We start from the raw sequence: 14,920 nt of genomic DNA on the forward strand, positions 1-14,920 counted from the left end.
ATGCCGAGCAGGCCCGGCCGCTGGGAAACGGCGGATCCCGGGGCGCGAAACGCGCCCCGGGATCCGGGTGTCCTGATTTGGGCAGCTGCTAACCCTTGCGGGCGTAGCCTTCCCACTTGCTGGCCTGGTGCTCGCCATCAACAAAGCGGATGGTCCCGGACTTGGAACGCATCACGATGGACTGCGTGAGGACCTTGTCCTTGGAGTAACGCACGCCCCTGAGCAGGTCCCCGTCGGTGATGCCCGTGGCGGCGAAATAGCAGTTGTCGCTGGAGACGAGGTCGTTGGTCGACAGCACCCGGTCCAGGTCGTGGCCGGCGTCGATGGCCTTCTGCTTCTCGTCATCGCTGGTGGGCCACAGGCGGCCCTGGATGACTCCGCCGAGGGACTTGATTGCGCAGGCCGTGACAATGCCTTCCGGCGTTCCGCCGATGCCCATCAGGGCGTCGACGCCGGTGCCCGAGCGGGCCGCGGCGATGGCGCCGGCGACGTCACCGTCCATGATGAACTTGGTCCGCGCACCCGCTTCGCGGATCTCTTCAACGAGCCCGCGGTGGCGGTCCCGGTCCAGGATCATCACATTGAGCTGGTTGACCTTGACGCCCTTGGCCTTGGCGATCAGGTGCAGGTTCTGCTTGACGGGCAGGCGAAGGTCAACCATGTCGGCCGCTTCCGGACCGGTGACGAGCTTCTCCATGTAGAACACCGCGGAGGGGTCGAACATGGAACCGCGTTCCGCGACGGCGAGGACGGCGAGGGCGTTGTTGATGCCGAGGGCAGCGAGGCGGGTTCCGTCGATCGGGTCGACGGCGACATCGCACTCGGGGCCGGTGCCGTCACCAACATTCTCGCCGTTGTAGAGCATCGGGGCTTCGTCCTTCTCGCCCTCACCGATCACGACAACACCGTTGAAGTGGACGGTCTGGAGGAAGGAACGCATGGCGTCGACGGCGGCGCCGTCGGCCTTGTTCTTGTCCCCGAACCCAACCCAGTGACCGCCGGCGATGGCGGCGGCTTCGGTGACGCGGACCAGTTCGAGAGCAAGGTTGCGGTCCGGCTCGTCAATTCCCACGGCGAGGGACGGGGAAAGTGTGGAGTACTTCTGGGTCATTGGCGGTGGTGTCACGTTAACCTCTTCTTCGAGTGGCGATCATTGAAACCGTGCGGACAGGATCGATCCGTCGCGGTGATTCTTAGTTTGTGATCTCGTCTGATACTGATCATAGTCGGGGAGGAAACCTGCGTCTTGGATTGACCATTCCGTGAACGGCCCGCCCCCGGCCCGCCCGGCACCGCCGAATGTGAGATCGGCCCGGAATGGGCGACTATAGAGGGGTGAGTGAATTGCAGGAAACGCCCCCCGCTGCCCCCGCTTCCCCCGCCGGCACCGCCGGCCGCGAAGCACCCGGCGCCGCCGGCCAGCCGCCCGTCAAGCCCGTACTGAGCGCAGGAGCGGCGAAGCGCGCGAACGCCTCGGTGATCGGTATGGGCATTGCGCTGGTCCTGAGCATCGCCGCATTCCTGCCCATCGTCCTGATGAACCCCTCGCCCAAGACCGACGGCTACCGGCCGAACATCAACGTCAGCGCCGTGGCGCAGAACGCCGCCGATGTGGCGGGATTCACACCGGCCGCCCCCGACACCGGCGACACATTCCGCGCAAATTACGCCCGCTGGGAATCCGGAGCGGGCAGCGGCGTCCCCACGTGGGAGGTCGGCTACCTCACGCCCAGGGAATCCTTCATCGGCCTGGTGCAGGCGCGGCAGTCCAATCCCACCTGGCTGTTGCAGCAGGTGAAGAGCGCGCCCGTGACCGGCACGCGCAGCGCCGGCGGACGCGACTGGGAGCTCCGCGACACCGGCAAGGGCGAGAAAAGCATGGTGCTTGCCGACGCCGGCGGCACGACCGTGATCCTGACCGGATCCGCCCCGCTGGATGAATTTGCGGTGCTGGCCGCCGCGGTGGTCAAGGACCTCGAAGACAAGTCCGGCACTGTGTCACCGGGGAGCACCTCGGGCGCAACAGTTTCGCCCTCCCCCGCCCCTTCGCCGTAAGGTACTCCCGTGGCCACCTATCTCACCCCCGCCCTTGCCTGGCGCCGTCTCCGCGAAGGCAACGAGCGCTTCGTGTCCGGCAAATCGTCCCATCCCAACCAGGACGCGTCCCGCCGCTCCTCCCTCGTGGAGAACCAGCATCCCTTCGCGGTGATCTTCGGCTGCTCGGATTCCCGGCTGGCCGCTGAGATCATCTTCGATCTGGGCCTCGGCGACGCCTTTGTGGTCCGCACCGCCGGCCAGGTGATCGACGACGCCGTCCTCGGCTCGCTCGAATACAGCGTCAGCGTCCTGGGCGTGCCGCTGATCGTGGTCCTCGGGCACGACAGCTGCGGCGCGGTCACGGCGACGAAAAAGGCCGTGGAGACCGGACAGATGCCCGTGGGCTTCATGCGCAGCCTCGTCGAGCGCATCACCCCCTCAGTGTTGACCTCGCTGCGTAACAACCAGAACGACGTCAACGACATGGTCGTGGAGAACGTCAAACAGACGTCGCAGCGGCTGGTGGACAGCTCGCGCGTGATTTCCGATGCCGTCGAGGGCGGCCGGGCGGCCGTGATCGGTCTCGCCTACAGCCTCGCCGACGGCAGGGCGGACCTTGTTTCCGGAATCGGCGAGCTCTAGGTTCCTGCCACAGCCCGGTAGCACGCACTTCACGGTTTTCGATGGGACGCCTCCGCCCAATAAGCTAGCCCCATGACTTCCACAGAAGAGTTGAACACCGAAGAGTTCCGCATTGAACACGACACGATGGGCGAGGTCCGGGTCCCCGTGAACGCCCTGTACCGCGCCCAGACGCAGCGTGCCGTCGAAAACTTCCCGATCTCCGGCAAAACCCTGGAGCGCGCCCACATCGAAGCCCTCGCCCGGGTCAAGAAGGCCGCCGCGCAGGCCAACGCAGAACTGGGAGTGCTCGACGGCGAGCTCGCCCAGGCGATCGCGGATGCTGCCGATGAGGTCGCCACCGGAAAGTACGACGGCGACTTCCCGATCGACGTTTTCCAGACCGGATCGGGCACCTCGTCCAACATGAACACCAACGAGGTCCTTGCCGAACTGGCGACCCGCGCGCTCAAGGCCGCCGGCAGCGACAAGGTCGTCCACCCCAATGACCACGTCAACGCCTCGCAGTCCTCCAACGACGTTTTCCCCACCTCGGTCCACGTGGCCGCCACGTCCGCGCTGATCAACGACCTGATCCCGGCGCTGGGCTACCTCGCGGAGTCCCTGGAGCGCAAGGCCGTCGAGTTCAAGGACGTCGTGAAGTCCGGCCGCACCCACCTCATGGATGCCACCCCGGTGACGCTGGGCCAGGAGTTCGGCGGCTACGCCGCTCAGGTCCGCTACGGCGTCGAGCGCATCAATGCCTCCCTTCCCCGCGTCGCTGAGGTTCCGCTCGGCGGCACCGCCGTCGGCACCGGCATCAACACCCCCGCCGGCTTCCCGGAGCGCGTCATCGAACTGCTGGCCGCCGACACCGGACTGCCGCTGACCGAGGCCCGCGACCACTTCGAGGCCCAAGCCAACCGTGACGGCCTGATCGAGGCCTCGAGCCAGCTCCGCAACATCGCGATCTCCTTCATGAAGATCAACAACGACCTGCGCTGGATGGGCTCCGGCCCCAACACCGGCCTCGGCGAGATCGCGATCCCGGACCTGCAGCCGGGCTCCTCCATCATGCCCGGCAAGGTCAACCCGGTGATCTGCGAGGCGTCCATCATGGTCTGCGCCCAGGTCATCGGCAACGACACCGCCATCGCCTGGTCCGGCACCAACGGCGCGTTCGAGCTGAACGTCGGCATCCCCGTGATGGCCGCCAACCTGCTCGAATCCGTGCGCCTGCTGGCCAACACCAGCCGCGTCATGGCCGACAAGATGATCGACGGCATCACCGCGAACGTCGAGCGCGCCCGCTACCTGGCCGAGGCTTCCCCGTCGATCGTCACGCCGCTGAACAAGTTCATCGGCTACGAGAACGCCGCCAAGATCGCCAAGAAAGCCGTGGCCGAGGGCCTCACCATCCGCGAAACCGTGGTGGCGATGGGCTTCCTGGAACGCGGCGAACTGACCGAGGAGCAGCTGGACACGGCCCTGGACGTTATGTCCATGACCCGTCCGCCGCACAAGGCCTAACACACGGGCCTAGCTGCCGCGCCCCGGGAGGCGGCCGCGTCCGACGGCGGCCGGCACCTTTCCAGCGAAAGGCGCCGGCCGCCGTCGTGTCCTGCCTGGACCGGCCTAGCGCGGCGGAACGCCTCCCCCGGCGGCCCGCCGCTCCTCGGCGGTGTAGGCCGCGGCGGCGGCGGCGTCCGCCATGCTGGCACCGGCCATCCGGGCCTCCCGCAGCCTGCGGGTCTTGGCCGACTGCCCGGAAAAGGCCGCGTCCACATTGCCGGCGGCGTACGTCAGCGCGTCCTCGGCCCGGATGCCGAGCCCTTCCGCCGTCAGCACGGCGTCCTGATTGGCGCCCAGGTACGTGAACTGCCAGCCCCACTGGCTCTGCTGCTGCTCCACCAGGGCTTTCACCATGGGGCCGGTCGCCTCCCTCGAGGCGTTCTCGTGCCCGTCGGTCAGCACTGCCACCAGCACCGTGCCCGGGCGCTGCTCTTCGGGCAGGGCGGCCAGTTCCTCCCCGGCTTCCCCGATCAGCCGGATCATGGCGTCGTGGAGGGCGGTGGAGCCGCGCGGCTGCAGGTCCAGCGGCGGTACATCCCGGATGTCCACGGCGGCGTAGACCCGGTCGTAGACGTCGTCGAACTGCGCCAGGGACAGCCGGCAGCGGCCCGGCACCGACTGCTGCTCCCTGACGAACGCGGCAAATCCGCCCACGGTGTCATCGGCAATGGCACTCATGGATCCGGAGCGGTCAAGAAGGACGTACACGTGCGTCAGAGCTGAATCTGTCATGTTTCCCCATTTCCGGTCCGGGCGCACCCGGACCCCCTTCCCAGCGGCTGGCTGGATTAGAAGCAGGCTACGGCGGGGCACCGACAAAAAGCGCGAAGGCCGCGTCGGCGCACATGTCCGGGCTTCCGGGCACCGGCGTCCAAGGTCCCGTCAGGCCGGCAGGAGCACCATGGCCGAGGCCGTGCCGGCCAGCATGAACGGCCCGAAGGGGATGCTCGATTGCAGCGTGCCCTGCCGCGACACCAGCAGCGCCAGGCTCCACAGTCCGCCAAAGAGGAAGGCCGCTAAGGTCCCGGCAAACACGTGCGGCCAGCCGAGGAATCCCAGGTACATGCCGAGCACCCCTGCCAGCTTGACGTCGCCAAATCCCATTCCCGGCGGATAGACCGCCCGCAGCAGGAAGTAGAAGAGCCACAGGGCCGCTCCCCCGGCCACCACCCGCAGTCCGGGCACCCCGAAGAGCCCGGCCCCGCCGTCGGGCACGGCCGCCGTGGCCGGGGCCCCCGACACCGCGTGGACCGCCACCGCACCGAGCAGCAGCACCGCGGCGACGGCGTAGGCCGGAAAGACGATCCGGTCCGGCAGCAGGTGGTGCCGGACGTCGATGACCGTGAGCCGGACGGCCACAACCGCCAGGTAGGCGCATGCCAGAAGCACCAGCCAGTAGGCCAGCGGGGTCACTTCGCCCAGTCCGCCGAGTCGTTGGATCACCCTCGGATGCTACTGGAATTTCCGGCAGCCAGGGCCGGGCCCGCGCGTAAACTGTGGATATGGCCGCATGGGACACGTCGAATCCGCGCTCGAACCCGCGCGGACCGGGCACGCCCGGGGGCCCCGCGGAACAGGCGGCCATCTTCCGGCACCTGTGCCGTTCCTCGCCGTGGAAGTGGCAGTCGCTGCGCTTTGAATATCTGGACCGGCCCCTCGCCGTCGATCCCGGCGGCACTGAAACAGCGCCACCTCCGGATCTGGTCCGCGCGTGGCTGCGCCGCCCCGGCGCCCTGCGGCTGGAGACCGCGGACGGGCTGGTCCTGCAAAGCACGACCGGCATCAATGATTCCCGAGACGTGTTTTATGTCCGCTCCACCAGAAAAACCTGGCTGCTGCCGCCCCACCTCGTCACCCCGGTCTATGACGACCGCGGCCTGGTCCGGCGCCGCCCCGAAGCGGCCTATGGCGAGCCCGGTTTCGGCAACGGCCGCTTCGCCGCCGCGCTGGACCCGGTGGAACTGGCAGGCAACGCCCCCGTGCCGCTCGAATTCCCCAACGCCAACGCCGTGGAACTGGACGGCATCACCGAAGTGATGCACGAGGGCCGCCCCGCCCTGGAAGCCACCGTCACCCCGAACCCCGGCTACCGCCCCAGCCACCCCGGCGCGCCGCTGTGCCGTCCGGGCCGCACGCTGGTGAGGGTCGACGCCGGCACGGGCGTTTGCGTCGCCAGCCGCTGGCTTGAGGGTGGTCAGGCAGTCCGCGCCAGGGAAGGCGGGGCAAGGGAAAGCGAGCCCCGGGACGGGGAGGCGCGGGAAGGGTCCGGGCCGGAAGAATACGGGCACTGGCTTCGGATCCTGGGCGTGGACGAGTACATGCTCGATGACCTGTTCCTCGCCGAGTCCATGAACCTCACGGACGTCCGCCGGCACATCAGCTGGGAACTCCCGGCCGGCTGACGGCGCGTGTGACTGGCCGGTCGCGGCCCGCGCCGCTAGGCTTCCCGGATGACTGAGCTCGCCCGCTTCTGGCCGCCCTTTGGCCTCACCCTGACCACGCCCCGCCTGGTGTTGCGGCCGATCCGCGACGAGGAGATCCCCGCGGCGGCGGGGGCGGCCCTGAGCGGCATCCACGAACCCGGCCGCAGCCCCTTCAGCAGGCCGTGGGCGGAGGCGCCGGCCGCGGAACTCGGCCCGAACATGGCGCAATGGTACTGGCGGTGCCGCGGGACCATGTCGCCGCAGGAATGGACCCTGCTCCTCGGCATCTGGCACGAGGGCGAGTTCATCGGCTGCCAGGACATCGAGGCGAAGGACTTCGCCACGCTGAAGACGGTCAGCACGGGCTCCTGGCTCAGGCAAAGCGTGCACGGCCGGGGACTCGGCACGGAGATGCGCGCCGCCGTCGCCCTCTACGCCTTCGACTGGCTCGGCGCGGAGGTCGCGGAATCCGAGGCGGCCGCCTGGAACCGGCAGTCCCTCGGCGTCTCCCGTTCCCTCGGCTACGAACTCAACGGCATCACCCGCGTCAACTGGGGCGGCAAGCTCCACGAAGCCCAAAGAGTCCGGCTCACCCCCGCCACCTTCAACCGCCCCGCCTGGCAACTGAACGTGGAAGGCCACGAAGCCACGGCAAAGTACCTCGGCATCGGGCAGCCGGGCGGGGACACGGCGTCCCCGCGCAGGTGACGACGAACGCGCAAGCCGTGCCGCGGCTCCTTCGCGTAGGAGCGCATCGCGACGTGGGTGGCCCCGAAGGTCGCCCAGCGACCGCAGCGGGTCGCCAACGTTGTGTCTAAGCGACGGCGAAGGGGACGTGGTCGGCGAAGCCAACCACGTCCCCTTCAAGAGGGGAGCCGGGAAGGGGAAGCTGCAGTAAGCCCGCCTAGATCTCAGCCCCCTCGAGCAGATCCGTCACCAGGGCCGCGATCGGCGAGCGCTCCGAACGGGTGAGGGTGATGTGGCCGAAGAGCGGATGTCCCTTGAGGGTCTCGACGACGGCGGCCACGCCGTCGTGCCGGCCGACCCGGAGGTTGTCGCGCTGGGCGACGTCGTGGGTCAGGACGATCTTGGAGTTCTGTCCGATCCGGCTCATCACGGTGAGCAGCACGTTCTTCTCCAGCGACTGGGCCTCGTCCACGATCACGAAGGCGTCATGCAGGGAGCGGCCCCGGATGTGCGTCAGCGGCATCACCTCAAGCATGCCGCGGTCCATCACTTCCTCCACGACCTCCTGGCTGACCAGGGCCCCGAGCGTGTCGAAGACGGCCTGCGCCCACGGGTTCATTTTCTCCGCCTCGGAGCCGGGCAGGTAGCCGAGCTCCTGCCCGCCCACGGCGTAAAGCGGGCGGAAGACGATCACCTTGCGGTGCTCCCGCCGCTCCAGCACGGCCTCCAGGCCGGCGCACAGGGCCAGCGCGGACTTGCCCGTGCCGGCACGGCCGCCTAGGGACACGATCCCCACGGAGGGGTCCATCAGCAGGTCGATCGCCAGCCGCTGTTCGGCCGACCGCCCGTGCAGCCCGAACACGTCGCGGTCGCCTTTGACGAGCCGGACCTGCTTGTCGGCGCCCACCCGGCCCAGGGCGGATCCCCGCTGGGAGAGGATCACCAGGCCGGTGTTCGTCGGCATCTCGGCCGCCTCCGGGATGAAGACCGGCTCGTGGCCGTAGAGGGTTGAGACCTCCTCCTCGCTCGCTTCGATTTCCGCGACGCCGGTCCAGCCCGAGTCCTTGACGAGTTCGTTGCGGTACTCGTCGGCCTGCAGCCCCATGGCCGAGGCCTTGACGCGCATCGGCAGGTCCTTGGACACCACCGTAACGTCGCGCCCCGCGTTGGCGAGGTTCTTGGCGACGGCGAGGATGCGGCTGTCGTTGTCCCCGCCGCGGAAGCCGGCGGGGAGCACGTCGGCGGAGATGTGGTTCAGCTCCACCATGAGGGTGCCGCCGTCGTGCCCGAGCGGAATGGGACGGTCGAGCCCGTTGTGCTCAACCCTCAGGTCATCGAGGAGCCTCAGCGCCTTGCGGGCGAAATAGCCGAGCTCGGGATCGTGCCGCTTGCCTTCGAGTTCGGTGATGACCACGATCGGAAGGATCACCTCGTGCTCCGCGAAGCGCAGCAGGGCCCGCGGGTCCGAGAGCAGCACCGAGGTGTCGATCACGAAGCTCCGGGCCGGTTCCTGACTTGCTGTCCCTTCCCCGGAAACAGCAAAACCGGCTGCAGCGTCAATCTCCGCTGCACCGGTCTTTGAGGTGGCTCGCTTGGCGCGAGAGGTAGCTTTCTGTCCCTGGTCGGTCACGACGTCGGGCAGTTGTTCAGAAATAGCCACATCGACTCCAGCCCCGGGGCGCATGCCCGGAATTGTTATTGGTGAGGCGGCTCGGCCTGAAGGCCGGACGCGGCCTCCCATACACCCGGTGCGAACTTCCGCTCCATGTACTGGCCTCCCCGATCAGCTGGCGGTTTGCCTGCTGATGGGATTAACGTACGTCCGGGGTGCGACGTTTCAGCGCCAATTTTTCGGCGATTCTTATTGCCATCGTGTGAACACCGGATGTCGCGTCAGGAGCCGTAGCGGCGCTGCCTGCCGGCGTAGTCGCGGAGGGCCCGGAGGAAGTCCACTTTCCGGAAGGCAGGCCACAGGGCCTCGCAGAAATAGAACTCGCTGTAGGCGCTTTGCCACATCAGGAAACCGGAGAGCCGCTGCTCCCCGGAGGTACGGATCACGAGATCCGGATCGGGCTGGCCGCGGGTGTAGAGGAAGCGCGAGATGTCATCGACGCTCAGCTCGTCGGCCAGTTTCCCGATGTCCGTGCCGCGGGTGACGGCGTCGTGCAGCAGTTCGCGGACGGCGTCGACGATTTCGCGGCGTCCGCCGTAGCCGACGGCGACGTTGACGTGGAGTTTCTCGCGCGCCGGGGTGCGGGCCGTGAGCCGGTTGAGCCGGGCGGCGAGGTAGTCAGGCAGCAGTTCCGGGGCGCCCATGGCGTGGACCGAGATTTCAGCGTCCTCGTCCAGCCTGTCCAGCGTGTTGGCGATGATCCCCATGAGCAGGTCGAGTTCCTCGCCCGAGCGGTTCATGTTGTCCGTGGAGAGCATGTAGAGGGTGACGACTTTGACGCCGAGTTCCTGGCACCAGCCGAGGAACTCGTGGATCTTGTCGGCCCCGGCCTGGTGCCCCTGGCTGGTCGGGGCGTTGAACTGCCGGGCCCAGCGGCGGTTGCCGTCCACCATCACGCCGATGTGCCGGGGAATGCGTTCCGGGTCCAGGGACCGCTGGAGTCTGCGCTCGTAGAAGCCATAGAGGAACCCGGGCATTTCCATCCGGAGATTCACCTGGCTTCCTTGTACGACTGCAGTGCACATCCTAGGCTACCCGCCGGAGCACGGGCCGGGGCGCAGGGACGCTGCGGTTTCGCCCGCCAGCCATGTTACTCGCAGGTAACTTACTGGACCGTAGGATAATATGGCGGCATGGAAAGCAACACCCACGAGCCCAGGCCGGAGCAGCCTGCGGACCGTAGGACCGGCCCGATGGACGACGCCGCGATCCGGCTGGCGGAACTCCTGATGATCAAGCCCAAATGGCGCGGCTGGATCCACACGGTGACGGCTCCGCTGGCGCTGGCCGCCGGGCTGGTGCTGGTGATCCTGGCCCCGACGCCGGACCTGAAGATCGCCTGCGCCATATACGCCTTCACCGGGGTCCTGCTCTTCGGCATCAGCGCCATCTACCACCGGGGCAACTGGTCCCCGGGAGTGAAGATCGTGCTGAAGCGGCTGGACCATACGAACATCATGCTGGTGATCGCCGGAAGCTACACGCCGCTGGCCTGGGCCCTCCTGGACCGGGACAAGGCCGAACTGCTGCTGTGGGTGATCTGGTCCGGGGCCATCCTTGGCGTGCTGTTCCGGCTGCTGTGGACCGACGCCCCGCGCTGGCTGTACGTGCCGATCTACATCGCCCTGGGCTGCGGCGCGCTGTTCTATCTGCCGGAATTCTTTGCCGCCAATGTCGCCTCCGCCGTCCTGATCTGCGTGGGAGGTGCCCTCTACATCACCGGCGCCGTGTTCTACGCGTTGAAGAAGCCGAACATCAGCTACTCACACTTCGGCTTCCATGAGCTGTTCCACGCGCTCACGGTCTTTGCCTTCGCCGCGCACTACATCGCGATTGCCATCGCCGTCCTGAGCTGAATTTCCGCCGGGACCAACTGCCTGCCTGCGCGGATTCTCCCCACCTTTGGGACAGCGTCGCCGCGACTCACCGGCACTTCTGCCCGACACACCGGGCGCCGACTTCAAAGGTGGGGAATTTCCGGGGTCAGTGTCCGCCTGTCAGTGCCGTCCGGCCTCGATAAGAGCAGGAAGCGGCGGCGTGCAGGAACAGGTCCGGGGCGGGTTTGCCGCCGGCGACTCGACCAGGACGCCGTCACAGTCGAAAACCACGAGCTCGAAACCGTCAAAGGTCATTCCGCCATGGTAGCCAGGCGCTCCCGCAGCTGGCCGGGAGAACGCACCGGAAGCCCGCAGACCATTCCGCGGCACAGATAGACCTGGGGCGCCCCGTCGGGGGCAGCCCCGCGCCCGCGCAGCAGGGGCACCACGGCCTCGTCGTCCCCGTCGGTGTCCGGCCCGGCGTTGTCCACTGATGTTTTGTCCCTTACAGGTGCTGCCTGCAGGGCAATCACCAGCCCGGGGCTCGGCGAGAGCAGCAGCTCGCGGTGCAGCGCCGCCCGCTCCGGGGTGTCCGGCCCGACGACGGCGGCCTCCACCGGGCCGGCCAGCGCCGCCTGCGCCGTGGCAAGCAGCCAGCCGGCCACCCGCGGCGCGCGGGCGGCCAGCGGCGGCAGCAGCGAAAGGATGTTGCCGGCGAGGGTGCGGTATTCCTGAGAGCCGGAGAGTGCCGAGCAGGACAGCAGCACGCCGGCGAAGGCGGCCGCCCCGCTCGGCGTGGCAGCGTCGAACAGCTCCAGCGGCGCGCGTCCGCCCTGGGCGTTGGCGACCTGGTCCGAGTCCCCCGCGGTGTCCCGGAGCGCGCCGTCGGTGGTGAACCGTGCCCGGGCTGCGGCCAGGATGCCCTCCGCCAGCCGGTACCAGTGTGTCCGGCCGGTGGCGGCATAGAGCGCGATCAGGCCCTCGACGCAGAAGGCGTAATCCTCCAGCAGCCCGCCGATCCCCCGTGCGACGCCTGCATGGGAAACCCGGATGAGGGTGCCGGGTTCACCGGCCGCACCCGGCCGCCAGTGCACCCGTTCGAGGTACGCAGCGATCCGCCCGGCTGCGGCCACCAGCAGGGGCTGCCCGAGTACCGCGCCGGCCTCGGCCAGGGCCGCGACGGCCAGCCCGTTCCAGCCCGCCACCACCTTGTCGTCCCGGGCCGGCTGGGGACGGCGGGACCGCTCTGTGAGCAGCACCGGCCTCACCCGCTGCCACAGGTCCGCCTCGCCGGCGCTCTGTGCCCGGCCGGGGTGCAGCGGGGATCCGTCCGCGGAGACGGTGCCGCGGGCCCGGACGTTCATGAGCCGGGCGACGGCGGCGCCGTCGGCCGGTCCCAGGACGGCTTCCAGCGTTGCGGGGGTCCACAGGTAGCTGGCGCCCTCTGCGTGGACGCCGTCCACGACGGTGTCGGCGTCGAGGGACGAGGCCAGCGCCTCGGGCAGCTGCCCGTGCACCGCTCCGGGAGGCGGCGTGTGGCCGGTTTCGTCGGTGCCGAGCCCCAGCGAGGCCAGCAGCCAGCCGGCCGTGCGTCCGGCGACGTCTGCTGCCTCCGCGGCGGGGAAGTCGGGCGAACCGCCGAGCCGGACCCAGTGGACGTAGACGCGCAGCAGCTGGGCGTTGTCGTAGAGCATTTTTTCGAAGTGCGGCACGGACCAGTCGCGCGTCACGGAGTAGCGGGCGAAGCCGCCGTCGAGCTGGTCAAACAGGGCCGAGCGGGACATCGCGGCGAGTGTCCGGCCCGCCAGGCCGCGAGCCTGCTTCGCGGTGACGGCCCCCGCGTCCGGTGAGGCGGCGTCCGCTGAGGCGGCATCCGCTGCGGGGACGGCAGATGCGGGGACGGCAGATGCGGGGACGGCAGATGCGGGGACGGCGGCGTGCCGGATCAGGAATTCCAGGACCGCCGAGGGCGGGAACTTGGGCGCGGTGCCGAAGCCGCCGCCGGCTGGGTCTTCGTCGGCCGCCAGCGCCTGCACGGCGAGCGCTGGCAGGGACGGGTCGAGGGGCTCCGGCGCACCGCCCAGCCGCACTGCGGCGCTGAGCTGCGAGGCGGCAAGGCCCCGGGCCAGGGTCTCGGCGTTCTGTTCCACGGCCTCGCGCCGCTCCCGCCAGGCGTCGGTCACGGCCTCCAGTATCTGGCGGAAGGAGGGTCTGCCGGGCAGCGGCCGGGGCGGATAGTAGGTCCCGGCATGAAAGGCCCGCCCGTCGGGGAGCAGGAAGACGGACATGGGCCAGCCGCCTTCACCGCTGATCGCCTGGGTCGCGGCCATGTAGACGGAATCGACGTCGGGGCGCTCCTCACGGTCCACCTTCACCGCCACGAAATTGGCGTTCAGGAAGTCCGCGGTGTCCCGGTCCTCAAACGATTCCCGGGCCATGACGTGGCACCAGTGACAGGCCGCATAGCCGATGGAGAGGAAGACCGGCACGTCGCGGGCGGCCGCGAAGGCAAAGGCCTCGTCACCGAACGGCCGCCAGTGCACGGGGTTTCCGGCGTGCTGCCGGAGGTAGGCAGAGGGTTCTCCGCCGAGGGCGTTGGCGGCCTCGGGGAAGGACGGGCGGGTGCCGCGGTCAGCGGCTTCCGGGTCCTGCATCACCGTTGGCTTCCGGGCGGGTGGCGGGCTGACCGGCGGGGTCCTGGGCCCGGGCGGTCCCCGTCCCCGTCCCGGCGGTCCGGGGATCACCCTCGAGGGAGGCTGCCTCGGCGGCCGCCGCGCGCTCCTCCTCGACCTGGGCGCGGTACCGGACGCGGCGGATGCGCCGGACCATGTCCACAATCAGCAGCGCCGTCAGCACCACGATGAAGGCGGTCAGGAGGAATCCCAGCAGGCCGGGCGTCACCTGGTCCTGGGACAGTCCGGGGCGCAGCGACGGCGTGGGGGTGGGCGCCGGGGTGGTTGCCAGGGCGAGGAGCAAGGAATGCACGGTTTGGAACCTTCTATGGGGCTGAATGGCGGCCCGGCGGGGGCTGGCCGCGGAGCTGCGTTGAACTGATTTCACAACGCCTTCTACGCGTCATAGAAATGGCCTGTTGGGTCTATCTTAGCCCGGCGAAGAAGTCCTTTTCAGGAAGTTCGACCGGGACCCTGGCCTGGATCAGCGAGTAGTCCTCCCAGGGCCAGACGCGGCGCTGCATCGCCGGCGAGACGGCGAAGAAGAAGCCCTCCGGGTCCACCTGGGTGCGGTGTGCCCGCAGTGCGTCATCGCGTGCTTCGAAGAAGTCGCCGCACTCGATCTGGGTGGTGGTCGGGTGGGTCGGCGCGGGCGGGGTGTGGCCCTCGGCGTCGGCTTCGAGCCAGACCGCGAGGCGTTCTGCATACGGCGAGCGGAGACCCGATTCCTCCAGCGCGAAGTGCAGGGCACGGAACCGTTCGGGGCTGAAGGCGCGGTCGTAGTAGAGCTTGTCCGGCGCCCAGGCTTCGCCGGTTCCGGGGTAGCGGGCCGGGTCCCCGGCGGCTTCGAAGGCCTCGACGGCGACCCGGTGCGCCATGATGTGGTCCGGGTGCGGATACCCGCCGTTCTCGTCGTAGCTCAGGATGACCTGGGGCTTGAACTCACGGACCAGCCGGACCAGCGGGGCGGCGGCCCGCTCCAGTGGCAGCGTGGCGAAGGACCCTGCCGGCAGCGGCGGCAGCGGATCGCCTTCGGGCAGCCCCGAATCGACGAAGCCCAGCCAGCACTGGCGGACGCCCAGGACCTTGGCGGCGTGCTCCATCTCCAGCCGGCGCGCGCCGGCCATGTCGCGTTTGGGGTGCGGCTCGCCTTCCACGGCGGGGTTCTGGATGTCCCCGCGGGAACCGTCCGTGCAGGTGGCGACCAGGACGTCGACGCCGGACGCGGCGTACATGGCCATCGTGGCGGCGCCCTTGCTGGATTCATCGTCGGGATGAGCATGGACAGCCAACAGCCGAAGCGGCGCTGACGGGCTGGGGGACGCTGTCATCGTGGGACGGCTCCTCTTTCATCTACAGGGACAGATTTCATCTACAGGTACAGAACTTTGGCAGGCGTAGGGGCCGGATCGGCGGCGC

General features: G+C 69.0%; 15 protein-coding genes. 6 read left to right on the forward strand and 9 right to left on the reverse strand.

Annotated features, from left to right (window positions below; all coding sequences use genetic code 11):
* Nucleotides 1-88: 88 nt before the first annotated feature.
* Nucleotides 89-1,111: a class II fructose-bisphosphatase gene (glpX, locus tag J2W14_RS04775; protein WP_307459417.1), complete on the reverse strand. Its 1,023-nt coding sequence runs from the start codon at nt 1,109-1,111 to the stop codon at nt 89-91.
* A gap of 206 nt (nt 1,112-1,317) precedes the next feature.
* Here glpX and J2W14_RS04780 point away from each other — a divergent pair, with 206 nt between their 5' ends.
* The 3 genes from J2W14_RS04780 (at nt 1,318) to J2W14_RS04790 (ending at nt 4,188) form a co-directional block, all read left to right on the forward strand.
* The gene (locus J2W14_RS04780) at nt 1,318-2,055 is read left to right on the forward strand and encodes a DUF4245 domain-containing protein (protein WP_307459101.1); all 738 of its coding nucleotides are present in this window, start codon (nt 1,318-1,320) and stop codon (nt 2,053-2,055) included.
* Nucleotides 2,056-2,064: 9 nt separating this feature from the next.
* A complete protein-coding gene (locus J2W14_RS04785; protein WP_307459105.1) occupies nt 2,065-2,679 on the forward strand; it encodes a carbonic anhydrase in 615 nt (204 codons plus the stop codon).
* A 72-nt stretch (nt 2,680-2,751) separates the two neighbouring features.
* On the forward strand, nt 2,752-4,188 hold the full coding sequence (locus J2W14_RS04790) for a class II fumarate hydratase (protein ID WP_307459110.1): 1,437 nt from the start codon (nt 2,752-2,754) through the stop codon (nt 4,186-4,188).
* A 105-nt stretch (nt 4,189-4,293) separates the two neighbouring features.
* On the opposite strand, the gene J2W14_RS04795 is transcribed toward J2W14_RS04790, so the two are convergent.
* On the reverse strand, nt 4,294-4,962 hold the full coding sequence (locus tag J2W14_RS04795) for a vWA domain-containing protein (RefSeq protein WP_307459113.1): 669 nt from the start codon (nt 4,960-4,962) through the stop codon (nt 4,294-4,296).
* 150 nt (nt 4,963-5,112) lie between these two features.
* Nucleotides 5,113-5,673 carry a prepilin peptidase gene (locus J2W14_RS04800; protein ID WP_307459117.1) on the reverse strand — a complete coding sequence of 187 codons (561 nt, stop codon included), beginning with the start codon at nt 5,671-5,673 and terminating at the stop codon, nt 5,113-5,115.
* A gap of 59 nt (nt 5,674-5,732) precedes the next feature.
* Between J2W14_RS04800 and J2W14_RS04805 the strand changes: the two genes are divergently transcribed.
* Nucleotides 5,733-6,632, forward strand: a complete 900-nt coding sequence (locus J2W14_RS04805; protein WP_307459119.1) for a hypothetical protein — start codon at nt 5,733-5,735, stop codon at nt 6,630-6,632.
* 48 nt (nt 6,633-6,680) lie between these two features.
* A complete protein-coding gene (locus J2W14_RS04810) occupies nt 6,681-7,361 on the forward strand; it encodes a GNAT family N-acetyltransferase (protein ID WP_307459122.1) in 681 nt (226 codons plus the stop codon).
* Nucleotides 7,362-7,557: 196 nt separating this feature from the next.
* On the opposite strand, the gene J2W14_RS04815 is transcribed toward J2W14_RS04810, so the two are convergent.
* Nucleotides 7,558-9,000 carry a PhoH family protein gene (locus tag J2W14_RS04815; protein WP_307459124.1) on the reverse strand — a complete coding sequence of 481 codons (1,443 nt, stop codon included), beginning with the start codon at nt 8,998-9,000 and terminating at the stop codon, nt 7,558-7,560.
* Between the two features lie 233 nt (nt 9,001-9,233).
* Nucleotides 9,234-9,995, reverse strand: a complete 762-nt coding sequence (locus J2W14_RS04820) for an isoprenyl transferase (RefSeq protein WP_307459420.1) — start codon at nt 9,993-9,995, stop codon at nt 9,234-9,236.
* 210 nt (nt 9,996-10,205) lie between these two features.
* Here J2W14_RS04820 and trhA point away from each other — a divergent pair, with 210 nt between their 5' ends.
* A complete protein-coding gene (gene trhA, locus J2W14_RS04825; RefSeq protein ID WP_307459422.1) occupies nt 10,206-10,868 on the forward strand; it encodes a PAQR family membrane homeostasis protein TrhA in 663 nt (220 codons plus the stop codon).
* 141 nt (nt 10,869-11,009) lie between these two features.
* On the opposite strand, the gene J2W14_RS04830 is transcribed toward trhA, so the two are convergent.
* From J2W14_RS04830 to mca, 4 genes are all read right to left on the reverse strand, one after another.
* Nucleotides 11,010-11,144, reverse strand: a complete 135-nt coding sequence (locus J2W14_RS04830; protein ID WP_307459127.1) for a hypothetical protein — start codon at nt 11,142-11,144, stop codon at nt 11,010-11,012.
* Entirely contained in the window at nt 11,141-13,483 is a 2,343-nt protein-coding gene (locus J2W14_RS04835; RefSeq protein ID WP_307459130.1) for a thioredoxin domain-containing protein, read from the reverse strand. Before J2W14_RS04835 ends, J2W14_RS04830 begins: the two co-directional genes overlap by 4 nt.
* On the reverse strand, nt 13,461-13,814 hold the full coding sequence (locus J2W14_RS04840; RefSeq protein WP_307459135.1) for a hypothetical protein: 354 nt from the start codon (nt 13,812-13,814) through the stop codon (nt 13,461-13,463). The genes J2W14_RS04835 and J2W14_RS04840 overlap by 23 nt, the downstream gene beginning before the upstream one ends.
* Before the next feature lie 112 nt (nt 13,815-13,926).
* Complete coding sequence (gene mca, locus J2W14_RS04845; protein ID WP_307459140.1) at nt 13,927-14,832, reverse strand: mycothiol conjugate amidase Mca; 906 nt, start codon at nt 14,830-14,832, stop codon at nt 13,927-13,929.
* Between the last annotated feature and the right edge of the window lie 88 nt (nt 14,833-14,920).

The sequence above is a fragment of the Pseudarthrobacter oxydans genome (genome assembly GCF_030812335.1).
GTDB lineage: Bacteria > Actinomycetota > Actinomycetes > Actinomycetales > Micrococcaceae > Arthrobacter > Arthrobacter oxydans_B.